Source organism: Polaromonas sp., assembly GCF_012927485.1.
Classification (GTDB): domain Bacteria; phylum Pseudomonadota; class Gammaproteobacteria; order Burkholderiales; family Burkholderiaceae_C; genus Polaromonas.
Genome location: NZ_JABBPC010000009.1, coordinates 22,409 through 45,696 on the forward strand (window position 1 = coordinate 22,409; position 23,288 = coordinate 45,696).

The window sequence follows — 23,288 nt, forward strand, 5'->3', positions numbered from 1 at the left end:
CATTTTTTGCAGGGATTCGTCGTTCAAAACGCGGTTACACGCGTCGTAAAACAGCCTGTTGGCTACCCGCGAAGCCTTAAATTATACCTAGGACAGCGACGTATCTAGAGCGTTTTGTCCGCCACGATGGTGTAGTTCAGCACGGCCCCCATGCGCGTCACGTGACCCGTGCCCGCCTTGAGATGAATCTGGTGTCCACGGGTGGTGCACGCAGCAATTTGCGCCAACAACTGTTTAAGCTGCGCGGCACTGGGCGTGGCGCGCTGCTGCAGTAACCAGTAGCGCAGCACATTGGCTTGGCGCGGCGGCGACAGGGCTTGCAACGCTCGGATGGCCGGCGGCGCACCGACCACCATCAAATCCTGCTGGGCAATTTCAAGTAACAAAACTTGTGCCTGCGCGGCGTGCTGGGCACTGCGCGCAAAGGTGGTTCGAAACTGTGGAAACGTTGCCGCCAGCGCAGGCATCAACCGCGCCCGAATACGGTTGCGGGTATAGCGCTCATCGGTGTTGCTCGGGTCATCAACAAAAGAAATCTTCTGGTGAACCAGCCATTCACGCAAATTTACCGAAGACATTTGCAGCAGCGGGCGATAAAACTCCACGCCACCACGCTCAAACCGCTCGGGCATGGCCGACAGGCCCGGCAAACCGGCGCCGCGACTGAGCGCCAACAAGATAGTCTCCGCTTGGTCATCCGCATGCTGGCCCAGCAATACGCCCCCCAAGCCCTGTTGCTTCGCACTGCGCGCGAGCGCCGCGTAGCGCGCCCGTCGCGCCGCGTCTTCAGGACTTTCGCCCGGCGCGTGGCCAGCGTCCACATTCAGGACATGCAGCGGAACCCCTACGTCCGAACAGGTTGATTGGCAAATGAGCACGAAGTCATCGGCTGCGTTTTGAAGCCCATGGTGAATATGAATGGCCTGAACCTGGCCCGGCCAGCACTGCACGGCGGCCAGCAGCAGCGCGGTGGAATCTGCTCCGCCGCTGTAGGCCACGCCTATAGGCAATACCAGCGAAGAAATGTTCGCCAGCTGCTGCACGGCCGGAAGCGCCGGATTCACGGGTTGAACCGGGCTGGCAGGCTTGCCGCGAGCAGTTGGTAATGACGCCGAAAGCTTATTTGCCAGCGTCGGCTTTGGTGTCGGTGAAGCGGCCATAGCTTTGCAGGCGTTCATAACGACGGTCCAGCAACTCCTTGACCTTCAAGTCGCTCACCTGCCGGAACGCGTCGTTCAGCGCGCGCTTCAAGAATGCCGCCATCTGCTTGGGGTCGCGGTGCGCACCGCCCACCGGTTCGTTGACAATCTTGTCGATCACTCCCAAGGCCTTTAGCCGGTGCGCTGTGATGCCCAGCGCTTCAGCGGCTAATTGCGCTTTTTCCGAGGTTTTCCAGAGGATGGACGCACAGCCTTCCGGGCTGATGACAGAGTAAATAGAGTACTGCAGCATCACCACTTGATCGCCGACCGAGATCGCCAGCGCGCCACCGGACCCGCCTTCACCAATGATGGTGGTGATGATGGGGACTTCGAGTTGCGCCATTTCAAAAATATTGCGTCCAATAGCTTCGGACTGTCCACGCTCTTCGGCTTCAATACCTGGATAAGCGCCAGGAGTGTCGACAAATGTGAACACCGGCAACTTGAACTTTTCGGCCGTTTTCATGAGACGCAGCGCTTTGCGGTAGCCCTCTGGTTTGCTCATGCCGAAATTGCGCAGGCCGCGCTCTTTGGTGTCGCGCCCTTTCTGGTGGCCCAGCACCATGCAGGCCGTGCCGTTAAAACGGGCCAGGCCGCCCACAATGCTCAAGTCGTCGGCAAAGTGCCGGTCGCCATGCAGTTCTACAAAATCCGTGAAGATCTCTTTGACATAGTCGAGCGTGTAGGGACGCTCTGCGTGGCGGGCGATCTTGGTAATCTGCCACGGGGTCAAGACACTGTAAATGTCCTTGGTGAGTTGCTGGCTCTTTTTGGCCAGCTGATCAATTTCTTCCGAAATATCAACTGCTGACTCGGTCTGCACATAACGCAGTTCTTCAATTTTTCCTTCAAGTTCCGCAATTGGCTGCTCGAAATCAAGGAAGGTTTTTTTTGCCATGGACTGCTCCTCAAGCTTCTTAACTTACATCAACTCAGTGGTCTGCTCTACACCCTGAGCCGGTAGGGGGTCCAGAGATCGCCAAATATACCAAGTTGCCACACTGCAGTAGGGCGCCCAGGCAGCAGCGACTTCTCTTGCATCACTGCGGCTGACCGATTCGCCGGAAAAATAGTTTTGGCTGATACCGTTGATCAAGCCGACATCGTCCAGCGGCAATACGTTAGGACGAGTCAGGTAGAAAATCAGGAACATCTCGGCCGTCCATCGGCCGATGCCGCGAATGGCCACCAGCTCGGCAATGATGGCGTCGTCGTCCATGGACTGCCAGTCCGTCACGTGGACGGTGCCCGCGTCAAAGTGAATCGACAAGTCGACCAAATACTCGATCTTGCGCGGACTCAGGCCCGCAGCGCGCATGTCATCGACCTTGAGCCGGAGCACATGGCCCGGCGACATTTCTTTAGGCAAAGCGGCAAAGCGGTGCCAAACGGTCTGCGCCGCCTTGACAGAGATCTGCTGCCCCACAATGCTGCGCGCCAGCGTGCTGAAGGCGTCGCCGCCCGCATGCAGGCAGGTGTCGCCAAATTGCGGGATCAACCGTTTCATCACCCGGTCTTTGGTTACCAAGTGCTTGCAAGCCTCGGCCCAATACGCAGGCACCGTGGCGGTTGCCCCTAGGGTGCCTGCCGTCTCCGGCAGTTCGATCAATTCGGTACTGGCAGGGCCACTTCTCACTATCTTTTTCATAGCTGCTTGCGCCCGTCATGGAAAGACTGCTGATAAAAATGTTTTAAACAATTCACGACTGCACCTCCCAGGTGGTGCCTAGGGGCGAGTCCTTCAATACAATGCCCTTGTCCAGCAACTTGTTGCGAATGCAGTCCGCGGCCACAAAGTCTTTAGTTTTTTTGGCGTCCGCGCGCTGCGCAATCAGGCTCTGGATGTGGGCGTCGTCGAGCATGGAGCCGGCCTGAAGGTAGCTATCCGGTGCACTTTGAAGCAGGCCCAGGCAACCGCCCAAGGCCTTCAGTAAACCCGCCAATTTCGCTGAACCAGTCTTGTTGACATCACTCGCCAGTTCAAACAGCACAGCAACCGCTTCCGGCGTTCCAAAATCATCATCCATGGCCACTTTGAAACGGGCGGCAAATGGCTCCCGCCAGTCAATCGTCAGCGGGACGGGGGGCACCAGACTGAGGGCGGTGTACAGACGTTTGAGGGAATTGCGGGCATCGTCCAAGTGTGCATCGCTGTAATTCAGCGGACTTCGGTAGTGCGCGCGGATAATAAAAAAGCGTACTGTTTCGGCCTCGTATTTAGCCAGAATTTCGCGAATGGTGAAAAAATTTCCAATCGATTTGGACATCTTCTCTTCGTCAATCTGCACGAAACCGTTGTGCATCCAGACGCGAGCCAGCGGCTTGGCAAAAGCGCCTTCAGACTGGGCAATTTCGTTCTCATGATGCGGAAACTGCAGGTCGGCGCCGCCCCCATGAATATCAAACGATTCCCCCAATAACTGGCAGGCCATGGCGGAGCATTCAATGTGCCAGCCGGGGCGGCCGCGGCCATAGGCGCTCTCCCATTGGGCGTCAGCCGGCTCGTTGGGCTTCGCGCTTTTCCAGAGCACAAAGTCCAGCGGATCGTCCTTTCCGTCCGCAACATGCACTCGTTCACCGGCTCGCAACTCATCAAGCGACTTCCCCGAGAGCTTGCCGTAGCCCTCAAACTTGCGCACCGCATAGTTCACATCGCCCTTGTTCTGGCCCGTATGGGACTGGTAAGCCAACCCCTTCTTTTCGAGCAGGCCGATGAGTTGGAGCATTTCCGGCACAAATTCGGTAGCGCGTGGCTCATGGGTAGGGCGCTCTATTCCGAGCGCATCGGCATCTTCATGTAATGCCTCAACCATGCGGTCGGTCAGAGCTCGTATGGTTTCACCGTTTTCAACCGCTCGCTTGATGATTTTGTCATCAATGTCGGTCACGTTGCGCACATACGTCACCTGCAAGCCACTGACTCGAAGCCAGCGCTGAACCACATCAAAAGCCAGCATCGCGCGTGCATGACCCAAGTGGCAGAGGTCATACACCGTCATGCCGCACACATACATGCGTACGTGACCGGGTACCAGGGGAGAAAAATTTTCTACGGCACGCGAGAGCGTGTTGTAAATGCGAAGGCTCATGAGTTGTCTGGGGCGTGGCCTGACGTCAATCGGTCAGTAGAGGGAAAGCCTTATCTTACGGCTTCCCCGAAGAGCGGGGAACAATAAAGCGGAGGCACAAGAACTTGCGGTAAAGCGGGGAAAGTACGAAATCCGGATCGTCGTGAACTATACCCCTCAGCTACAATGCGGCAGTATATCCAGCTTGTGAAACAGCAGCCAATTGTCCTCCTTGCGCCTTAAAAGGCCGGACTATTGATGCCGAGCTTTCCTCCAAAGGCTGTCCAGCGCTCCAAAATAATAGCGAGAGTCCCTATGCCCACGCCAGCATTCTTTTTACGCAACCCACTGTCCGCCGCCTTGCGGATGCTGATGTTGGCTGCCACGCTGTCAGTTTCTACAGTGTATGCCGACGACTACGCCGATGTCAGCCGCCTGGTACGCGCTAGCCAGTACCCGGAGGCGCTCGCCAAGGCCGAACAGTACCTTGCCAGCAAGCCGCGCGATCCCCAAATGCGTTTTCTCAAAGGGGTGATCCAGACCGAAACCGGCAAGACCAGCGACGCGATTGCAACTTTTACCCAAATTACAGGGGACTACCCCGAACTGCCGGAGCCTTACAACAACCTGGCGGTGCTGTACGCCGGCCAAAGCCAGTTTGACAAAGCCAGGGCCGCACTTGAAATGGCGATACGCACCAACCCTAGTTATGCCACCGCCCATGAAAATCTCGGCGATGTTTACGCCCGGCTCGCCAGCCGGGCTTACAGCAAGGCCCTGCAACTAGATGGCAGCAACACGGGCGTGCAACCCAAGCTGGCTTTGATTCGCACCTTGTTTTCTGCTGACCCCAAAGGGCAGCATAAGCCTGCAGTCATGGCTGCTCCACCGTCCCCTGCAGTCAAGTCAATTCCGGCTCCTGCAGCAACTCCCCCGACAGTCGCTGTGCCGCCCTCAACCGCCAAACCGGCGCCTGCAGCAAGCTCCCCAGCCACAGCACCCTCGGCCTCGACTACTCTCGATACCGAAAAAGAGGTAACGGCGGCCGTGCACGCTTGGGCCGAAGCCTGGTCGAGTAAAAATATCAAGTCCTACCTGTCTAGCTATGGCCAGAACTTTGACACCCCGGGCAAGCAGTCGCGTAAAGACTGGGAAATCGATCGCCGCGCACGCATTGTTGGCAAGTCGCACATTAGCGTGAAACTATCCAATCTATCGATTGCAGTGCAAGGGCGCAAGGCCACCGCTAAATTCAAGCAGGACTACAGCGCCGAATCGCTCAACGTTTCAAGCCGCAAGACACTCGAAATGGCCAAGGTCGGTGACCATTGGCTTATCGTCAAGGAATTTACGGGTAGTTGATGACCGGTGGCCAATTGACCAGCGTTCCAGCCCTCGCGCGTCTGTTTTTATCCACCGGAAATTTCCTGTGGAATTCCTTATGAAAAAGATCATAGCCGCTCTTTTTTTTACCGCACCTGGCTTGGCCTTGGCCGCGCAATCTGCACACGGTGAAGGCCATAACCCTACCCATGTCCGAGCACATCGCCAAGCCGCGAACAAGCTGCCCCTCTCAGTGCAATCCGCCAGCGTTCCAGTCCGGCGCGAAGCGCGAGATGGCGAAGCCGAGGCGCGGCTAATTGAAATTTACAAACTGATAGGTCAGGCGAACACCCGCGAAGCGCTGCGGCAAGCTGAAGTCTTGATTCAGGACCATCCCAACTTCCAGCTTGCACAGTTGGCGTATGGTGATTTGCTGGTGAACCGCACCCGTTCGGAACACATGCCTGGCAATGCGCTGGAGTCGGCTGCTAAAGCCGCAGGACCTTTACTGGCTGAGTTGCGTCAAGAGTCACAACTGCGCCTGCGCGCTTTGCGCGAGAGGCCGGCGCCCGGCATGGTGCCATCGCAGTTTCTTGCGCTCTCACTGCGCACCAAACACGCAATTGCCATCGACACCTCACGGTCACGTCTTTACCTGTTTGAGAACACCCCGGCGGGCATCAAACTACTGGCGGATTACTATATCTCGGTCGGCAAATCAGGGATTGAAAAATCCGTCGAAGGCGACATGCGCACGCCGCTGGGGGTGTATTTCATTAGCAGCAACCTCAACCCAAAATCGTTGCGCGATTTTTATGGTTCGGGGGCGCTGCCCATTAATTACCCCAATCAGCTGGATGTCAAACGCGGTAAAACTGGCGGTGGTATCTGGCTGCATGGCACACCACCGGCGCAGTTCGCGCGGGCACCGCTGGCCACCGATGGTTGTGTAGTGCTGGCCAATCCGGACTTGAATCGCCTCATCAGCACGGTCGAAATCCGCAGCACGCCAGTCGTGATTGCCAAAAACCTCACATGGGTCGCGCCGCAATCCTTGAAAGCCGACGTCAAATCTTTCGAGGATGTCCTCCAGGGCTGGCACAACGCAAAATCGAGCGGCGACATGGCGCGGCTAACGACTTGGTACACACCCGACTTCACCAGCTACGGCAAAACGCTAACCGAATGGACACCTACGCTGCAAGCCGAACTCAAGCAGCTGGGCGGGCGCGACATCCAGATGAAAGATGTGTCTTACCTCCGCTGGACCGACAGCGCCGACACCATGGTGGTAACCTTTGGCGAGCTGATCAAAGGCGCTACTACCGGTCGCACCAAGCGCCAGTATTGGACTCGTCAAGGCAACCAGTGGAAAATATTTTTTGAAGGAACGATTTGATGGCAGCGCTACTAGGATTCTCGAAGTCATTCACCTTTTTCAGGCAAATCAGAAGCGTCAATTCGCAGCGTCGCGCATGGCTTGCTGCGGCAGCCCTTGTATGGTTGAGTTCCCTCGCCGGCCCGGCACTAGCGCAAACCTCACCGAGAGTAAAGTTTGTTACTACCGAGGGAAGCTTCGTGGTTGAGGTCTATCCCGACAAAGCACCCAAGACGGTGGAGAACTTCCTGCAGTATGTAAAAGAAAAACATTATGACGGCACCGTTTTTCATCGCGTGATCGACAACTTCATGGTTCAGGGTGGCGGCTTCGACGCAAACTATGTCCAGAAAGCCACTCGCGCGCCGGTAGTGCACGAAGGCCGTGAAGCTCTCGCCAAAGGCGGTTCCAAAAACGTGGTCGGCACGCTCGCCATGGCTCGCGCCAACGACCCCAACTCCGCCTCGTCGCAGTTCTTCATCAACGTCAAGGACAACGACTTCCTGAATCCAACGCCAAATGCTTACGGCTATACCGTGTTCGGCAAGGTCGTCAGCGGCATGGAAGTGGTCAACAAGATCAAATCGGTCCCGACTGGCGCAGGGGGTCCCTTCCCTTCAGACGTACCCAAAACGCCGGTAATCATTAAATCTGCCTCCCTCGTTAACTAATTCACCGATACAGGAATTCCATGACCAATCCAAAAGTAGAACTCCACATCACAAACTACGGCGTCATCACGCTTGAGCTGGACGCCGTCAAAGCGCCCTTGTCTGTCGCCAACTTCCTGAACTATGTCAATAAAGGCCATTACACGAACACAGTATTTCACCGCGTGATCCCTGGCTTTATGGTGCAAGGCGGTGGTTTTGAGGTGGGCATGAAGCAAAAAGCGACCGATGGCGAAATCGAAAACGAAGCCAACAATGGCCTGAAAAACGACAACTACACCGTCGCAATGGCCCGCACCAATGCACCACACTCGGCCAGCTCACAGTTTTTCATCAACATTTCTGACAACGGCTTTCTAAACCACACCGCACCGAGCGCTTCGGGCTGGGGTTATGCCGTGTTTGGCAAAGTGATAGCGGGCAAAGAGGTTGTTGACAAAATCAAGGCTGTCAAAACCGGCCGCAAGGGCTTTCATGACGACGTGCCGATGGACGACGTGGTGATCGAAAAAGCCGTCGCACTCTAATCTTCCAAGCCACCCACTTCCCTCCCCTTTGTTATGGCCCAGGCCTTGCCCCAGATTGCGGAGCTCCACGCCTCCGCTAATTGGCGCACAGTCGACTTCATTTCAGACCTGCACTTAAGCGCCGATGAGCCGGCTACATTCACGGTCTGGCAGCACTACCTGGAAAGTACTCCGGCAGATGCACTGTTTATTTTGGGAGATCTGTTTGAAGTTTGGGTGGGCGACGACTCGGTAAGCCAAGACTTACGGCATGGCAGCTCTTTGGATGCCGATTTAGCGCCGTCCACAGCGGGCTTTGAAGATCGCTGCGCCCAGCTTCTGGGCGACACGGCAGGCCGTCTGGCGCTCTTTTTCATGCGCGGCAACCGCGACTTTCTGGTCGACAAAAGGCTGATGAATCTGTGCAACACCACCTTGCTGGCTGATCCGACCGTGCTCGTGTTTCATGGCCACGGCGGCGCCAAAGACCAACGCTGGCTGCTCTCGCATGGGGACGCGCTATGTCTGGGTGATGTCGACTACCTACAATTTCGCCACCAGGTACGTAGCCCAATATGGCAGCACGCCTTCCTGGCCAAACCACTGGCAGAGCGCCACGCCATCGCCCGTAGTTTGCGGCAGCAGAGTGAAGCGCGCAAGCATTTAGGAGCAAAGTATGTCGACGTGGACACCCAAGAGGCCCGCTATTGGTTGCACGCCGCCAATGCCCACACCCTGATTCATGGTCACACTCACCAGCCCGCCGAGCATGACCTCGGCGAGGGCTTGACGCGCGTGGTACTGAGCGACTGGGATGCCCGAGCTAAGGTGCCGCGCGCCGAAGTGCTGCGACTCTCCGGCAGCGGCCTGCAGCGCATTCCCCTGCTCTAAGCTTCCCTGCAACCTTCTAATCGAGGCGCCCGACGTATGCCGAACTGGTTGCAAACGCTGTTTCAGCGCCCGAGCGTCCGCCCCGGCACCATTCCCGATGCCTTGTGGCTCGCCACCTTGCTGCGCTACCCTTTTCTGGCCCGCCGTTCTGTCGCCGATCACTTGCGCCTGCGCAGCCTCGTCAGCCAGTTTTTGAGGCATAAAGAGTTCACGGGAGCGCATGGTCTGACGGTGACAGACGAGATGGCGGTTGCAATTGCGGCACAAGCCTGCCTGCCTGTCCTGCACTTAGGCCTGCGCTGGTATGACGACTTTAAAGGCATCGTCGTACACCCCGGCGCCATGCTGGCCCGACGTGTGGTCACAGACGACAACGGCGTGGTGCACCGATATAACGAAGTGCTGCAGGGTGAAGCCATGGTGCTCGGCCCGGTCACCCTAAGCTGGCAGGATGTGGCGGCAGCAGGCAAGTCTGCTGAAAGCGGCTACAACGTCGTGATTCACGAGTTCATTCACAAAATCGACATGCGCAGTGGGGCTGCTGACGGCTGCCCGCCCTTGCCCTCGCGCGCTGCTCACACAGCATGGCACGCTGTAATGCAACCCGCCTACGATACCTTTTGCGAGAAGGTGGTTGTCGCGGAACGCTTTGGCGGCGCGTTGCCATGGCTGGACCGGTATGGCACCGAATCTCCCGCTGAATTTTTTGCGGTGGCCTCTGAGGCCTATTTCGTCAACCGGCCGCGCTTCACACAGGACTTCCCAACTCTGACTGCACTATTTGACCAGTTCTTTGAGTCTGATACGGCCCTGTCCAAATAGATAAGAGCGCAAGCAGCTATATATTTAAATGCGAACTCAAATCTTTGTTCAGTCTGGAAAAAATCCAGGCTCTTAGACATCCGTGATGTTGGCTGAAGTGCAGGCCATCCTGCATTTCGACACCCGAGGCGGTTTAATATTTCTTTAATATTTGCCTCGTAAGATAAAACACTCAAAATTTAGCTGATCCGCTTCTGCTACCCAACAGCTTTGTCCAGATTTATGAAAGTCAAAATATGAGTTCAACATTGTTCACCACTGCCAACAAGACCGCACCCTACGCATCCCCAGCCGTTTTTCTTCATTGGACGCTGGCCATCCTCATCACCGGCATGATTGGTCTGGGCTGGTACATGATGTCGATTGAAGAGGATCCGGGCAGTGCCTGGTATTTCAACCTGCACAAATCAATCGGACTCATAATCGCTTTGCTCGTTCTTTTACGCTTGGTCTGGCGCCTTGGTCATAAGCCAACCTCTCTGCCCGCAAGCACTCAGCCCTGGGAGGTCACCGCATCTGCCGCGAGCCACTTCGTGCTGTATGCATCAATGATTGCAATGCCTATTTTCGGGATCATGGGTTCCCTGTTGAGTAAAAAAGACTTTTTGTTTTTCGGACTGCCACTGCCGCGTGTGTTTGAAGCTAACCACGGTTTTGCAGAAATTTTCTTTACCGCCCATTCGATCACTACGTGGGTTCTTGTCGGCCTGATTTCGCTACACACCTTGGCTGCGCTAAAGCATCTTGTCATCAATAAAGATGCAGTTTTTCAGCGCATGTGGTTTTCTAAAAGTTGATTTTTCTCAACTCGCCGCAGTGACTCGCAAGAACGCTGGTTCAAGGCGGAATCAACCCATTCACCCAGGTAGGTAATCCATCCCTCAGCGCGCCCGCAGTTTTGGCTGGGCCGAGACGTAGACGTTGGGGCACCGATTTCAATCGGTCGCATCTACACGAGTCTGTCTTCAACAAGCTGCAGATCGAATAACTGCAGCGACTTCCCCGAACAGCATGCTTCGTTGTAGGAAATTCACGCCATCGATTTTTTTAACCATCTACATCTGTAACCCGACAAGACGCTGAACCACTGGCGATTAATTAAATTGCACGATCAGTCTTGTCCAAGGTTTCAGCCAGCGTATTCGAGGACGGCGATAAAGTGGCACGCAGTGCCGCCCGCCACAAACAGGTGCCACACAAAATGCCCATAGCGAAGCCGCCCATCGGTGGCAAAAAAGGCCACCCCCAAGGTGTAAGAAGCACCACCCGCCAGCAACCAGAACAGCCCCCAAGCGGGCATTAACTGCAACATGGGTTTGACGGCTATCACAGCAATCCAGCCCATAGCCAGATAGAGGCCCGTGGAAATCCAAGGGTAGCGAATGCCGGCTATCGCCTTGACCGCCATCCCCGCTAGCGCCATCGCCCAGACCAGCCCAAACAAAGTCCAGCCCCACGCTCCGCGCAGCACGCCGAGCGTGAACGGGGTGTAGGTGCCGGCAATCAACAGGTAAATTGCGCTGTGGTCGAGGATCTGAAACACCTTCTTGGCGCGCATGGCCCGCACGGCTGGCAGGGCGTGGTACAGCATGGAGGTGAAATAAAGCAACACCATGGTGGCGGCAAAAACACTGGCACCGACAATGCCGGCGGTGTCGCCGCGATGTGCCGCGGCCACTATCAGAAAAGGGGCCGCGACCGCAGCGGCCAACAAAGCCACGCCATGACTGAGGCTGTTGGCAATCTCCTCGCCCAGCGACTGCGGCCGCTCCTGCGGCAAGGTCGCAGCAACCAACGCAGTCGGCGCTAGAGAGGTCATCGTTTGAGCAACACTTTCAGCACGTTTTGTACGCGCCGGGCATTGCTGGCGTCAAAGTCGCCCGACAGCACTTTGGCGGCATCTTCACCCCAGGTTTCCGCCGGAGTGGGTGCATTGCGCTTGGTCAGTAATTGCAGCTGCAACATGCGCCGGGCGCTGATGTGCTCAGCTGGCGTCGGAAGCTCGGCCGCCATTTCCAGGCGCAGTAGTGCTTCGGGGGCTTCGGATACCGCCTTGCCAGACGGCACACTGAGTGCCTGAACCCAGCTACTACGCACAGCGGCGGTAACTTGCTTGCCTAATTCCTGCGCGCCAGGCAGTTGCACCGGATCACGTGTCTCCCAGGCGGTGAGGAGGTGGGTCAGTACTTCGCCATGTGCCAGCATCGCGAGCTTTTTCAAGGCCATGTTGGCGCTTTCAAAGGCCTCGCGTTGCGCGCGGAAGGCAGCGTCACCCAGACGCGGGCCGCGGTCTTCGAAGGCCGGACGGTCGTTGAAGCGATCACCCCGGTTCTCACGGTCAGCCCGGTACGGCTCAAACTTGTTGTCGCTACTGGCGCGCGGGCCACCGGGTTTGCTGCCCGGGCGCGAATCTTTACGGTCACCAAATTTTCCGCCACGACCTGTCGTTGCGGACTCGGTTTTTCTCATGCCAGGGCGATCATCGCCGCGCATCGCCACAACGGGCTTGGCGGGCTTGGCGGCTGGGGCGGGCGCAGATTCAGCGGGCTCTACTGCAGGCTCGACGGCAGGAGCGATCTCTTCTGCTATATTTTCTGTAGCAGGTAGCGTCTGCGCTTCTGAGGCTTCAGACTGATATTCTTCAGAAATTAACACTGCGTCAGCGCTGACTACCGCGTCTGCAGTCGCGACAGCGCCACCCGCTTCAACGGCTTTAACTGAGGCGGCTGCGGGCGCAGCCGCTACTGGCAGTTGCCCGCGAATAATGGCCTCAAGCGACTTGGCGGCGGCGTGAATTTTCTGCGCATCGCCACTGGCATTGGCGGCGTCCAGGGCCTTAGCGGCCTCCACCACGTAGCGATCGTGCTCGCCAAGCGATGCCGCGGCCTTTTCACGGTCGGCAGTTTTGCGCTGGAAGGCGTCGTCAATGGGCTTGCGGAAAGCGTCCCACAGTTTTTGCTCTTGCTTGCGCTCAATCGGCACGCTTTGTGCCTCGTGTTGCCAGCGCTGCTGCAGGGCTTTCACGGTATCAATCCGAAGTTGCGGCTCGGCGCCCAGCACTTGCGCCTCTTCAATCATGGCTTTGCGGCGTGCCAAGCTTTCGTTGCGCGCGGCGGTTAGCGGTGCGTCGGCCGAATCCATCGCGGCTTTCCAGACCGGCTGGATTTCCGCGAAGGCTTTTTCACCCAGATGCCCCGCTTCGCGCCATTTATCCACAAATCCGTTCAGGCTGCGAATCTGGTGCTTCCAATCGGTGTTGGTCTTGTGGGTTTCGGCCCAAGCCAGCACCTCATCAATCAATACGTGTCGTTGGGCCAGGGCAGCCTCGGTCTGCTCTTTGGATTTTTCAAGCCAGACTTCGACGACTTTGTGGGCTTCGTTACAAGCGTCGTCAAAACGTTTCCACAGCGCGTGGTTGGGCGTACCGCCCTGGTCGCTCGTCTTCCACTGGTCTCGCATGACGCGCAAGGTGTCCTGCTGCTTGCGGCCACCCATGGGTTTGGCCACCAGCGCTTCGGCCTTGACGACCAGCTCTTCGCGGATCTGGTCGGCGCGCCAGCGCTGCCAACCTTCAAGCTCGCCCGCTGCGGTCAGTGCGGCGTGCGCCGCCGCTTCAAGCTTGCTGTCGATGTTGCGAATATTCTCTTTTAGTACCTGGCGCAAGTCTGCGGCTACCTTGGGTGTGGCTTTGCCGTGACCTTCGGTGACTTCATGCTCCAGTTTTAATAGCGCTTCGTGCACGATGGCTGAAGACTTCTCTCGCATTTCCTTCAAAACAGCCGGGTCGATTTTGGTTTTTGGCGCACGGGCGGGCGGGCTGACCTCGTTAACGCCGTTGTACTCAGTTTTTGACACCACGCTTCCCACACCGCGTGCAGCGCGCAACTCGTTAGCCCAGACGGGAACGGCGGGCAATGGCGCCGCGGCGTCCATAGAGGCTTTCACGGCCAGCGCCAGCGCGCCCTGGAACGCGTCCCAGACCGCCAGCAACTGGCCGCGCGAAGCGTCAAGCAGCGGCGGAAATTTGGCATCCACGCTGGTCCAATTGGAATCTCGCGTGAGCTCATCGGCCTGGGCCTGCCAACGCGCCACATCGGCGAGCAAGGTGTCAAGCACCACTTCCGCTTCGCGCCAGGGTTTGATGGACAACACCTCAATGCGCTGCGAAATCAAGACGGCGGCCTCGCGCTGCACCTGGGTGCGGTGCTGCAAGTCTTCAATAGTTTTCACGCGGTCTGCCAGTTGCACTTTCAGTCCGGCCAAGGGTTCCTTGGATAAAGGCGCACCGGCCTTGGCTGCATCGCGCTGCCAAGCCAAGGCATTAGCGAGGTTGAGCTTGGGCAAATCCAAAAGACCCTGCGCTTTTTGAGCCCATTCGGCGGCGACCGCTTCCTGTCCTTTGCTGCGCTTGACTTCGTCGAGCTTTTCCTTCAACGGTTTGGCGGCACCCTTGTCACGATTCGCTAGATCTTTGTATACCTCGGCCATTTGATCGGACGTAGGCTCGGTGGTCAGCCACTGGCGAATGCGCGCGACACGCTCACCCGATGTGGCTGCTGAAAAGGCGCCGCCCGTCAGTCCGTCCAACGGATGGACTTCAGTGGATTTGGCCGCACCGATTTTCACGGCAGAAGCTCCGGCCGGGGTGGTTTCAGCTTTGGAAGATTTGGACAGGGGGAAACGCAGCATAAAAAATCAACAATCAGTTCAAAAAAATAATCAACAACGGTACGCACACCGAGCACTCAAAGCCCCGGAGTTTGTAAGCCTGCCACTACCGACAGCAATGGATGGGGGGATAAACCGGGCGAGAGACAGGGGACGATGAGTGGGGAAAAATTTGGGCCAGGACTTGGAAGGCCCGAATACCTTTAGCTCAAAAAATAAAGCAATGCGTGTATTTTCGCTGTTTTTACGGCAGCACCAAATTAAGTTCGGTGCAAGGGCTCCAACGAGCCTTCGGTCGCACGGCTTTGCCGACTCCCGGAAAGGGTAACTCGCTCGACAAATTTTGGGCGGCGAAGCAATCTCCGACGTCCGCTGCGTGTTGAGCCGCTAAGTGCAGTGATGCTTCTATACAGATACGTTGGACCTTGCGCTGGGGGCTGACCAGGAAAAGCTGGGCACTGCCAGGGGCTCGGGTACCTTCTGGCCTCGAAGAGGCGGCGATCTGGCTTTGGCGATTTCCCAGTCATCGATTGTCAGCGTCAGTGATCAAAGCTTGAATCCGACCATGCTTAGCGTGACCTGCCGATCTAACTTTTCTGACGCGATTTTCTGCGACTTCGAAATCGAAGGCGCTACGACTGCAGAGACTGAGCAGCAACGCTGATTTTCCAGTTGAAAACTTCCTGAAACGCACCGCTTGTTCTTGAACTCATGGTTTTTGAGTCTTTAACGCCTCAACGCGAAAGGTGAATGATCTAATTGGAAAAAAGACGGACCAACCAAAAAAAACCCCGGTCAGCTTGACTAACCGGGGTTGACGGCGAGCATTTATGCTCATGCCGTCGGGTTTCGCAACGGAGAGAGTACTCGTCTCGCAGTGCGGTGAAAGCAAGTGATTGCTTCCAGTTTTACCGGGGTTGGTTACCCAGTCAGCGCCCGAATTAACCGGACAACTGCAGATTAAGCTTCTTGAGTCGCACAAGCAATCTCAAGTTCTCAATCACAAGACCGGGTGCGATTGAAATCTTCTTGGTTTTCTAGCCCTGTTCTGGTCCAGCTCCGAACTAAAAACAGGCGGCTTACTCACACCTCTACGATCAAAAAATTCGAATAACAAAATCGACGCCCGGATTGTGTCGCAATTACGACCAACAAACGTTACTCAAAGAAACCCCAAAAAAAGCCCCGCTAAACGCTTGAATTCAGTTATCTTTGTTGAAAAGAAGGTTTATATATTCAGTAATTTGTATATAGATTTGACTTGTTATCCTTGACAGGTTATTTAACAGGACAATAGAATCCCGCCAGCCCCCCGAGAATCTCAGGGGCAACCCACAGCGCTACCCGATTCGGTAGCGTTAACGAATGGTCAGCACGCACAAGGCAGCACCTTGATTTGATGGCGACCCAATCAAAGTCTGCTGGGCCTCATCGGCCCGGCATGCAAAGAAAGGAGTGCTATGACGGCGCTAAGTAACTTCAGTTCTAAACTCCATGCCAGGGCGCACTTAAACAGTGTACGCAGCAGTCTTAGCAATATTGCTGACGACATTGCCCAGGGCTTATTCGAAATCACCCACAACAGCTTTGCCATTTTGGGACTGGCAGTGGTGTTCGGTGTCATTACGTTAACGGCCAGACCCGACCTGCGTGACGCCGGTGAACTCAAGCTCATAACCTGGCTGCAAGAGCGGCAGGAAGCAACGATCGGCTTTACCGAGCCCGCCGCCATTGATCGCGCCACAGCGTCCGATCCAAAAGACCTGCCCTCCGCCCAAGCGGCAGTAGCCTACTGGCTGAGCAAAAAATACAATGTTGCCCCTGAACCTCTCAGCGTTTTGGTCGCCCAGGCCTTTGAAATTGGACAGAAAGCCAAGCTTGACCCTACCCTGATTTTGGCCATCATGGCCATCGAGTCGGGATTCAACCCATTTGCTCAAAGCCCGGTAGGTGCGCAAGGCCTGATGCAGGTGATGACCCAGGTGCATAACGATAAGTACGAGAATTTCGGCGGAAAACTGGCGGCTTTTGATCCCGTTACCAATCTTCGCGTCGGCGTCAAGGTGTTGCAGGAATGCATTACACGCGCCGGCTCCATTGAAGGTGGCTTGAAATACTACGTCGGCGCGGCCAATTTGGCTGATGACGGCGGCTACGCTGGTAAAGTCATGGCGGAACATGCCCGCCTGCTGGCGGTTGCGACGGGCAAGCGCATGCCCTCTTCGCGCTTCTTCAGCTTACCCACCCCCATACGCCCCACGCCAGCAGCATTGCCTGCGGGGTCCACTCAGTTGGAATCTGACGGAAAAACGTCCGACAAAGTAGCCCTTCTGAACCAGTCCTGACCAGATCCAGCGCTCTAAGTTACACTCAACGGGTGCGCGACTGGCGATAGGCATCCTGGTTTTCTCAACTACTGGTGCCGACGTGGGACACCACCGGGGAGCGCACCGCTGAACGCCATTTGGCCAAAGCGTTTAGCCGTTCGCCTGGGCAGCCCTTGATTCCTTGACGCTCAAGGACAAGGATTCAAGTCTTGAAGGACTGCCGTGTACCACCGAAACATTCTGATCGAACAGACCGACCCCGAAATTTTCGCTGTTATCCAAGCTGAAAACGCTCGGCAAGAACACCACATCGAGCTGATTGCCAGCGAGAACTATGCTTCGCCGGCGGTGATGGCCGCGCAAGGCTCACAGCTCACTAACAAATACGCTGAAGGCTACCCTGGTCGCCGCTATTACGGCGGCTGCGAACATGTGGATGTGGCCGAGCAACTCGCCATTAACCGCGTCAAACAGATTTTTGGGGCAGAGGCCGCCAACGTGCAGCCACATTGCGGCGCGTCAGCTAACGAGGCCGTGTTTCTCGCTTTTCTCAAACCCGGCGACACCATCATGGGCATGTCATTGGCCGAAGGCGGCCACCTGACTCATGGTATGCCGCTCAATATAAGCGGTAAGTGGTTCAACGTCGTTTCCTATGGCCTTAATGCCAAAGAAGAGATCGACTACGACGCCATGGAGCGTAAGGCGCATGAAGCCAAACCCAAGCTGCTCATTGCCGGCGCTTCCGCCTACAGCCTGCGCATCGATTTCGAGCGCTTCGCAAAAGTTGCCAAGGCGGTGGGCGCAATCTTCATGGTGGACATAGCCCACTACGCAGGCCTGGTTGCAGCCGGCGTGTACCCCAACCCGGTGCCGCATGCCGACATCGTCACATCCACTACCCACAAGAGCCTGCGTGGCCCGCGCGGCGGCATCATTTTGATGAAGGCCGAGCACGAAAAAGCAATCAACAGCGCTATCTTTCCCGGCTTGCAAGGCGGCCCGCTGATGCACGTGATTGCCGCTAAAGCCGTGGCTTTCAAGGAAGCGCTCTCACCCGAGTTCAAGGTCTATCAGCAGCAAGTCCTGAAAAACGCCCAAATCGTGGCCGAAACGCTCACAAAGCGGGGTCTGCGCATTGTCAGCGGCCGCACTGAAAGCCATCTGATGCTGGTCGATTTGCGCGCCAAAGGGATTACCGGCAAGGAAGCCGAGGCTGTATTGGGCAGCGCCCACATGACCATCAATAAAAATGCGATTCCGAATGATCCGGAAAAACCAATGGTCACCAGCGGCGTGCGAATTGGCACCCCAGCCATGACTACTCGCGGCTTTAAAGACGAGGAAGCGCGCCTCACAGCCAACCTGATTGCCGATGTGTTGGACAACCCTCGGGACACCGCCAATATTGAAGCGGTTCGCGCCAAAGTCAATGCGCTGACGGCCCGCTTTCCGGTTTACGGCTGATCTGAGGCCCGAAGTGACGACTGGAGTTGCGCTCCAATGAAATGCCCCTTTTGCGGTCACCTTGAGACCCAGGTGGTCGAAACCCGGGTTACTGAAGAAGCAGATTTCATACGCCGCCGTCGCCAGTGCGGCGCGTGTGAAAAACGCTTCACCACCTATGAACGGCCAGACGTCAACTTTCCATCCATCGTCAAAAAAGACGGTCGACGGACCGAATACAAGCGCGGCAAAATCCAGGACTCCATGACGCTAGCGCTGCGTAAACGCCCGGTAAGTACGGAACAGGTTGACTCGGCCATTGAACGCGTCGAGGAAAAACTGCTGACTTTGGGTCTGCGCGAAGTTGCCTCAAGTCGGCTCGGCGAACTGGTGATGCGCGAGCTGAAAAAGCTGGACAAAGTCGCTTACGTGCGCTTCGCAAGCGTTTACCGGAGTTTCGAAGACATCGACGAATTCAAGACACTCGTAGACGAGGTGCGGCGGTAAATTTCTTCGCCGCTGGTCAACCCAGGACTGCCGGCTGTCCATTTCGGCTCCCCGTAACCCCAGCGGTCAATCAAACTGAGTCCCATGGACAAACGTCGTGGATTTACGTTGATCGAACTTTTGGTTGTGTTGGCTGTCGTCGCAGTCCTGGCCACACTTGCTGCGCCCTCGTTCAAGCGGCAGATCCAATCGACAACAATATCCAGCACGGTAAATACCTTTTTGGCGGATATGCGCTATGCCCGCAGTGAGTCGATACGGCGCGGGGGCGGCGTGATCATGTGCCACAGCAATTCCCCCGAAGCAGCAAATCCTGTTTGCGACAACGATTCCGGTCCGGGAGGCAACGGATGGATCAGTGGTTGGATTGTTTTTCAAGACCTGGGAGGTGGCGGAAAGGCACTGTTGCGCGTTCAGCCTCCAATCACCTCAATGGACTCTATCAAGGAAGGGGATAACTTAACTACCACCACCCAATTCGCATTCACTGCGACGGGAAGAATTCCGCCTTCGGAGACGTCAATGATTTTTGGCGGAAGCAACTATCCCAGCGACGTTCAACGCCGCGTCTGTATCAACGCTAGCGGCCGCCCCCGAATATCCGCTTCTGTTGCAACATGCTCATGAAGACGTCCTATATGAATCGCCATACCCACTCGGGCGCCTCACTGATCGAAGTCCTGGTTGCCATACTGATATTGTCTTTTGGAATGCTTTCACTCGGCGCCATGCTGTCTTTTTCAGTGCAACTGCCCAAGTTATCCGGCTACCGTGCGACGGCTGCCAACTTAGCCTCCAGTCATATTGAGCGTATTCGGGCCAACACCGTGGGATTTGCAAATAACTTATACAGTGTGCCCATAAGTTATGTCGGGACATTCAATGACGACATCGCGCTGGTGGAGTGCGCTTATCCCAATTGCAATGCGGCATCACTAGCGACTATGGATAACACATACACGCAAAAAGCGGTTCGCAATGAACTCCCTGCAGGAGGCATGCTCTTAACATGCGATACCGATACCACCACGCCATGCAGTCCGACCTCATATGGCAACCTGTGGATTATGTGGCGAGAGCCCAGCACCTATGCCGCGCTCAACCCAACGTCCTCTGACAACTGCCCCCCCGGGATCAACTTCACTCCCCAGCCTCGCTGCCTCTACGTGAGATTCAAGTTATGACATGTCATTGCCATTGCCATTGCCATTGCCTTTCACCCAGTGTGCGAGCCATGAAAGGTTTTTCGCTGATCGAATTGATGGTGTCGCTGACGATCGGGCTCATCATTGCTGTCGCCGCTATGTCAGCCTACATGGGAGCATCTGGGGCCAGTAGAGTGGCAGCAGCGCAAGGCCGCATGTACGAAGACGCGCAAGCAGCCTTGATTATTCTGACCCAGCAACTGCGGATGGCGGGGAACAATCCGGATCAGGCCAACCGTACCGCCGGGTCTCTGCGCAACCCCGTCTACAGCCCCCTTGGCCCAGCGAACTTTATTATCCGCGGCTGCGATGGAAATTTCATTGACGGCCCCAACCTCGACAACCTGAACTGTGTTGCCGGCCCAACGGGATCAATTGCGGTCAACTATGAAGCTGATATTTTTAATACCATTCCAACGAGTACGACACCCACAGCGCCGTCAGACTGCGTAGGAAATCGCTTAGGTTCGATCTCAGCCACAGTCCCTACAGTTATTACCACAACAATTCCATTCTCAACAGTAACCTCGACGGTGAATTACAGCGTAGCAGTCAACCAGTTTTATATTGGCTCCTCAAATAATATCCCCAGCCTTTTTTGCAGAGGCAACGGCGGTTCCGGGAACGAACCGCCGCAAGCGCTGGTTGAAAACATCGAGGACATGCAATTCAGCTATGGAACCATGCCACTTCCAACCGTGCCCGCATCCACCGCCACGGCACAAGTAGCTGGCTACCAGACCGCTACTCAACTCGCTTTACTTACTCCAGCAACTGATGCAATCCGCTGGGGAGCAGTTCTCACAGTTCGTCTCTGCGTGCTGGTGCGCAGCGAACGACCAGTGGTTTTTGACGCAACCTCTGCACGTTACCTTACCTGCAACGGTAATCCGGACAACACTCAAACAGACCTTCGGCTGCGGCGTGCCTTTTACACCACAGTGGTATTGAGAAATCGGCAGATTTAGAACTTACTAAAAACGAATTGCCATGACAACACTTGCTAACCTCGTAGGCAAAACACCAACTGGTCGTAACTTACCGCGCGCTCGACAACGGCATTCCCAACGAGGCGTGGTATTGATCATTGCACTGGTTATGTTGGTCATTATCTCGCTGCTCGCGGTAAGCAGTATGCGCAACTCTGGATCCACGGAAGAGGTTTTGGGGAACGTGCGAACCACGGAACTGGCTACGCAGGCTGCTGAAATTGCTTTGCGCCGCTGCGAAGGACTTGCCCTTGGTGGCGGCATACCGCCAGCGACCACCCCTGGACAATGGAGAAACCTTTCCACATGGGACAGCACCTCGACGGCCACTATCGTACTTAGTTTGAACGAAGTCAATCAGCCGGGGCTGTCTAGCAGTTACCAGCGGCCTCCAGAATGTATGGCAGAGGCTATGCCAGTAATGCTTACGAACCTTCCGGTAACGAGTACTGGTATTACCGGCACAGTTACGTACACCGGCACTGGCATGAGCAATACCCAGACCTTTGTCATCACTGCCCGCGGGTTTGGCCCTGAAGTAGCGGCTGCTAATGCGAGTCGCAGCCGTCCGTCGGGAAGCGAAGTCTGGCTTCAATCCTATATTGAATTAACGGGCGGCACCATCACTGGCGGCGGCGGCGGCGGCGGCGGCGGCGGCGACGACGGCGGCGGCAGCGACGGCGGCGGCAGCCACCCAGCACACCCGACATCTGTGGTAGGCGACAATTAAATTATATGTTTACTTCCACTCGCTTTCCCAACAGCATCCGTGTGTCCTTGTAGGTTAAGTCTTGTGCCCACTGGGTTTTCTCCGAAAGTGGTTGGATAGTCGTTGTTATATTAAACAGGAATTCCCCATGATTACCGCCTTCTGCGCCATTCTTTGCTCCATACGATTTTCTGGTCGATGGCTATTGCAGTTCTTCGCGCTGTCGCTGCTGCTACTGGCTGGGCTACCAGCACAGGCGCAATCCCATAACTACACCTTTCCAGGCAATCTTCCGGAGACCTGTCGCAACGTTATTAGCGACACCTATAGTTGCAGTACGCTATCGCTTATATCTGGTGACACGATTACCATCAGCTCGTATTCACCGACTTTGATAACGATCGAGGGTGACTTTACGACCGTTGACAACAAGATCAATTCACCGGGTAAAGCACTTACCCTGCAATTGCACGTTAAAGGAAAAACCGCCTTGGGAAATGGGGCTACTGTTAATGCAATTATTATCAGCAACAGCACCATTACTTTAGGCTCAAAGGTAACTTTTACAGGTAACATCAATGCGACCAACATCCTTGTTGACAGTCTCACTGTCGGAGAAAATAGCACCATTGTTGGAAATATCAGCTCCATCGCCAGTGTCATATTTATTGGTGATAATTATAAATCCACTGGTGATATTACAACGACATCCGCGGCTATTAATATAGGAAACAAGAGTAACGTAACGGGAGTGTTAACCACTACTACTGCCGGCGTGATAACGGTAGGAGATGACAGCACGGTTACAGGAAGTCTCAAAACACGGGCCGGCGCAATTAATGTCGGGAATAGAAGCAAGGTCACCGGCGATCTCATTAGCAGCGTCGCGGGCGTGGTAAAAGTTGGCTATAACTCCGAAGTCGGTGGCAAGATTTCTACTGGTGCAGGAGCCGTTAACATCGGGGCCAGTAGCGTAGTCAACAACGGTATTACCACTGGCTCTGGCGTCGTTACCATTGGGGCGGATAGCACAATCAGGGGAAATGTCAACAATCTCGACACCAGTATTGCTGGCGCAGTCAATCTAGGTGCCGGCGCAACGGTCACGGGTACCATCATTACAAACGCAGGTGCCGTTACACTGGCGGCCGGAGCGAAAGCAGGCGCTATCTCCACTAACGTCGGCGCTATTACCGTGTTAGCTAAATCGAAAGTTTTTGGATCAGTATGCACCGGCATAGCGGGTGCTATTACTATTGGAGCAGGCTCAACCGTCGAGGGTAACGTCTCAACCGCCGTTGCTGGTGCTATCACAGTAGAAAGCGGCGCTACAGTCGAAGGCTCAGTTGAGGCGCTGGGCGCTGGCGCGGTCTCTATTGCAGTTGATGCAAAGGTTGGATTAAAAAAGAAGGACGCTGCGTGCGGTATAGTCCCCCCCATTATTGACCCCGACCTCATTGGCCCTAGACGCATTAAATCACGCGAGTGGCGTCAGATTTTCATGCGCTAGCATGACGCAGCAATCTCCAAAGCTTCAATCAGGAGTAACGTTCATGCATATTAGTTTCAGGCCCTG

21 protein-coding genes and 1 riboswitch are annotated in these 23,288 nt (G+C 55.7%); of the genes, 15 read left to right on the forward strand and 6 right to left on the reverse strand.

Annotated elements, in window-relative coordinates:
- Positions 1–104 precede the first annotated feature (104 nt).
- The 4 genes from tilS to cysS are packed head-to-tail and all read right to left on the reverse strand — an operon-like array spanning position 105 to position 4,291.
- Complete coding sequence (gene tilS, locus HHJ16_RS02735) at positions 105–1,064, reverse strand: tRNA lysidine(34) synthetase TilS (RefSeq protein WP_293640439.1); 960 nt, start codon at positions 1,062–1,064, stop codon at positions 105–107.
- Between the two features lie 55 nt (positions 1,065–1,119).
- Entirely contained in the window at positions 1,120–2,100 is a 981-nt protein-coding gene (locus HHJ16_RS02740; protein ID WP_293640440.1) for an acetyl-CoA carboxylase carboxyltransferase subunit alpha, read from the reverse strand.
- Positions 2,101–2,124: 24 nt separating this feature from the next.
- A complete protein-coding gene (locus HHJ16_RS02745) occupies positions 2,125–2,850 on the reverse strand; it encodes a DNA-3-methyladenine glycosylase 2 family protein (RefSeq protein WP_293640441.1) in 726 nt (241 codons plus the stop codon).
- Positions 2,851–2,902: 52 nt separating this feature from the next.
- Positions 2,903–4,291 carry a cysteine--tRNA ligase gene (gene cysS, locus HHJ16_RS02750; RefSeq protein WP_293640442.1) on the reverse strand — a complete coding sequence of 463 codons (1,389 nt, stop codon included), beginning with the start codon at positions 4,289–4,291 and terminating at the stop codon, positions 2,903–2,905.
- Positions 4,292–4,585: 294 nt separating this feature from the next.
- Between cysS and HHJ16_RS02755 the strand changes: the two genes are divergently transcribed.
- The 7 genes from HHJ16_RS02755 (at position 4,586) to HHJ16_RS02785 (ending at position 10,658) form a co-directional block, all read left to right on the forward strand.
- The gene (locus tag HHJ16_RS02755) at positions 4,586–5,632 is read left to right on the forward strand and encodes a tetratricopeptide repeat protein (RefSeq protein ID WP_293640444.1); all 1,047 of its coding nucleotides are present in this window, start codon (positions 4,586–4,588) and stop codon (positions 5,630–5,632) included.
- A 79-nt stretch (positions 5,633–5,711) separates the two neighbouring features.
- On the forward strand, positions 5,712–6,992 hold the full coding sequence (locus HHJ16_RS02760; RefSeq protein WP_293640445.1) for a L,D-transpeptidase family protein: 1,281 nt from the start codon (positions 5,712–5,714) through the stop codon (positions 6,990–6,992).
- Positions 6,992–7,642: a peptidylprolyl isomerase gene (locus tag HHJ16_RS02765; protein WP_293640778.1), complete on the forward strand. Its 651-nt coding sequence runs from the start codon at positions 6,992–6,994 to the stop codon at positions 7,640–7,642. Before HHJ16_RS02760 ends, HHJ16_RS02765 begins: the two co-directional genes overlap by 1 nt.
- Before the next feature lie 20 nt (positions 7,643–7,662).
- Positions 7,663–8,169, forward strand: coding sequence for a peptidylprolyl isomerase (locus HHJ16_RS02770; RefSeq protein WP_293640446.1), 507 nt, complete (start codon positions 7,663–7,665; stop codon positions 8,167–8,169).
- 33 nt (positions 8,170–8,202) lie between these two features.
- Entirely contained in the window at positions 8,203–9,039 is an 837-nt protein-coding gene (locus HHJ16_RS02775) for a UDP-2,3-diacylglucosamine diphosphatase (RefSeq protein ID WP_293640447.1), read from the forward strand.
- Between the two features lie 36 nt (positions 9,040–9,075).
- Entirely contained in the window at positions 9,076–9,861 is a 786-nt protein-coding gene (locus HHJ16_RS02780) for a M90 family metallopeptidase (RefSeq protein ID WP_293640449.1), read from the forward strand.
- A gap of 248 nt (positions 9,862–10,109) precedes the next feature.
- Positions 10,110–10,658 carry a cytochrome b/b6 domain-containing protein gene (locus tag HHJ16_RS02785; RefSeq protein WP_293640450.1) on the forward strand — a complete coding sequence of 183 codons (549 nt, stop codon included), beginning with the start codon at positions 10,110–10,112 and terminating at the stop codon, positions 10,656–10,658.
- 332 nt (positions 10,659–10,990) lie between these two features.
- On the opposite strand, the gene HHJ16_RS02790 is transcribed toward HHJ16_RS02785, so the two are convergent.
- Positions 10,991–11,680, reverse strand: a complete 690-nt coding sequence (locus tag HHJ16_RS02790; RefSeq protein ID WP_293640451.1) for a hemolysin III family protein — start codon at positions 11,678–11,680, stop codon at positions 10,991–10,993.
- On the reverse strand, positions 11,677–14,550 hold the full coding sequence (locus HHJ16_RS02795) for a DUF349 domain-containing protein (RefSeq protein ID WP_293640452.1): 2,874 nt from the start codon (positions 14,548–14,550) through the stop codon (positions 11,677–11,679). Before HHJ16_RS02795 ends, HHJ16_RS02790 begins: the two co-directional genes overlap by 4 nt.
- A gap of 1,439 nt (positions 14,551–15,989) precedes the next feature.
- On the opposite strand from HHJ16_RS02795, the gene HHJ16_RS02800 reads away from it, so the two are divergent.
- From HHJ16_RS02800 to HHJ16_RS02835, 8 genes are all read left to right on the forward strand, one after another.
- A complete protein-coding gene (locus HHJ16_RS02800; RefSeq protein WP_293640453.1) occupies positions 15,990–16,874 on the forward strand; it encodes a lytic transglycosylase domain-containing protein in 885 nt (294 codons plus the stop codon).
- A 26-nt stretch (positions 16,875–16,900) separates the two neighbouring features.
- Positions 16,901–17,031, forward strand: a riboswitch (ZMP/ZTP riboswitch).
- A 47-nt stretch (positions 17,032–17,078) separates the two neighbouring features.
- Positions 17,079–18,323 (forward strand): serine hydroxymethyltransferase, encoded by a 1,245-nt coding sequence (gene glyA / locus HHJ16_RS02805; protein WP_293640455.1) that lies wholly within the window; start codon positions 17,079–17,081, stop codon positions 18,321–18,323.
- A gap of 36 nt (positions 18,324–18,359) precedes the next feature.
- On the forward strand, positions 18,360–18,809 hold the full coding sequence (gene nrdR, locus HHJ16_RS02810; protein WP_293640457.1) for a transcriptional regulator NrdR: 450 nt from the start codon (positions 18,360–18,362) through the stop codon (positions 18,807–18,809).
- Positions 18,810–18,893: 84 nt separating this feature from the next.
- A complete protein-coding gene (locus HHJ16_RS02815; protein WP_293640458.1) occupies positions 18,894–19,436 on the forward strand; it encodes a GspH/FimT family protein in 543 nt (180 codons plus the stop codon).
- A complete protein-coding gene (gene pilV, locus HHJ16_RS02820; RefSeq protein ID WP_293640459.1) occupies positions 19,433–19,993 on the forward strand; it encodes a type IV pilus modification protein PilV in 561 nt (186 codons plus the stop codon). The genes HHJ16_RS02815 and pilV overlap by 4 nt, the downstream gene beginning before the upstream one ends.
- Before the next feature lie 50 nt (positions 19,994–20,043).
- Positions 20,044–20,982 carry a PilW family protein gene (locus tag HHJ16_RS02825; RefSeq protein ID WP_293640461.1) on the forward strand — a complete coding sequence of 313 codons (939 nt, stop codon included), beginning with the start codon at positions 20,044–20,046 and terminating at the stop codon, positions 20,980–20,982.
- Between the two features lie 22 nt (positions 20,983–21,004).
- On the forward strand, positions 21,005–21,733 hold the full coding sequence (locus HHJ16_RS02830) for a PilX N-terminal domain-containing pilus assembly protein (RefSeq protein ID WP_293640463.1): 729 nt from the start codon (positions 21,005–21,007) through the stop codon (positions 21,731–21,733).
- A 127-nt stretch (positions 21,734–21,860) separates the two neighbouring features.
- A complete protein-coding gene (locus HHJ16_RS02835; RefSeq protein WP_293640465.1) occupies positions 21,861–23,222 on the forward strand; it encodes a hypothetical protein in 1,362 nt (453 codons plus the stop codon).
- Positions 23,223–23,288 lie beyond the last annotated feature (66 nt).

What these genes read in the sequence shown, in the direction of transcription:
- HHJ16_RS02740 (WP_293640440.1), bottom strand. Translation starts at nt 2,100, where the DNA reads ATGGCAAAAAAAACCTTCCTTGATTTCGAGCAGCCAATTGCGGAACTT.
- HHJ16_RS02745 (WP_293640441.1), bottom strand. Translation starts at nt 2,850, where the DNA reads ATGAAAAAGATAGTGAGAAGTGGCCCTGCCAGTACCGAATTGATCGAA.
- cysS (WP_293640442.1), bottom strand. Translation starts at nt 4,291, where the DNA reads ATGAGCCTTCGCATTTACAACACGCTCTCGCGTGCCGTAGAAAATTTT.
- HHJ16_RS02755 (WP_293640444.1), top strand. Translation starts at nt 4,586, where the DNA reads ATGCCCACGCCAGCATTCTTTTTACGCAACCCACTGTCCGCCGCCTTG.
- HHJ16_RS02760 (WP_293640445.1), top strand. Translation starts at nt 5,712, where the DNA reads ATGAAAAAGATCATAGCCGCTCTTTTTTTTACCGCACCTGGCTTGGCC.
- HHJ16_RS02765 (WP_293640778.1), top strand. Translation starts at nt 6,992, where the DNA reads ATGGCAGCGCTACTAGGATTCTCGAAGTCATTCACCTTTTTCAGGCAA.
- HHJ16_RS02770 (WP_293640446.1), top strand. Translation starts at nt 7,663, where the DNA reads ATGACCAATCCAAAAGTAGAACTCCACATCACAAACTACGGCGTCATC.
- HHJ16_RS02775 (WP_293640447.1), top strand. Translation starts at nt 8,203, where the DNA reads ATGGCCCAGGCCTTGCCCCAGATTGCGGAGCTCCACGCCTCCGCTAAT.
- HHJ16_RS02780 (WP_293640449.1), top strand. Translation starts at nt 9,076, where the DNA reads ATGCCGAACTGGTTGCAAACGCTGTTTCAGCGCCCGAGCGTCCGCCCC.
- HHJ16_RS02790 (WP_293640451.1), bottom strand. Translation starts at nt 11,680, where the DNA reads ATGACCTCTCTAGCGCCGACTGCGTTGGTTGCTGCGACCTTGCCGCAG.
- HHJ16_RS02795 (WP_293640452.1), bottom strand. Translation starts at nt 14,550, where the DNA reads ATGCTGCGTTTCCCCCTGTCCAAATCTTCCAAAGCTGAAACCACCCCG.
- HHJ16_RS02800 (WP_293640453.1), top strand. Translation starts at nt 15,990, where the DNA reads ATGACGGCGCTAAGTAACTTCAGTTCTAAACTCCATGCCAGGGCGCAC.
- nrdR (WP_293640457.1), top strand. Translation starts at nt 18,360, where the DNA reads ATGAAATGCCCCTTTTGCGGTCACCTTGAGACCCAGGTGGTCGAAACC.
- HHJ16_RS02815 (WP_293640458.1), top strand. Translation starts at nt 18,894, where the DNA reads ATGGACAAACGTCGTGGATTTACGTTGATCGAACTTTTGGTTGTGTTG.
- pilV (WP_293640459.1), top strand. Translation starts at nt 19,433, where the DNA reads ATGAAGACGTCCTATATGAATCGCCATACCCACTCGGGCGCCTCACTG.
- HHJ16_RS02825 (WP_293640461.1), top strand. Translation starts at nt 20,044, where the DNA reads ATGAAAGGTTTTTCGCTGATCGAATTGATGGTGTCGCTGACGATCGGG.
- HHJ16_RS02830 (WP_293640463.1), top strand. Translation starts at nt 21,005, where the DNA reads ATGACAACACTTGCTAACCTCGTAGGCAAAACACCAACTGGTCGTAAC.
- HHJ16_RS02835 (WP_293640465.1), top strand. Translation starts at nt 21,861, where the DNA reads ATGATTACCGCCTTCTGCGCCATTCTTTGCTCCATACGATTTTCTGGT.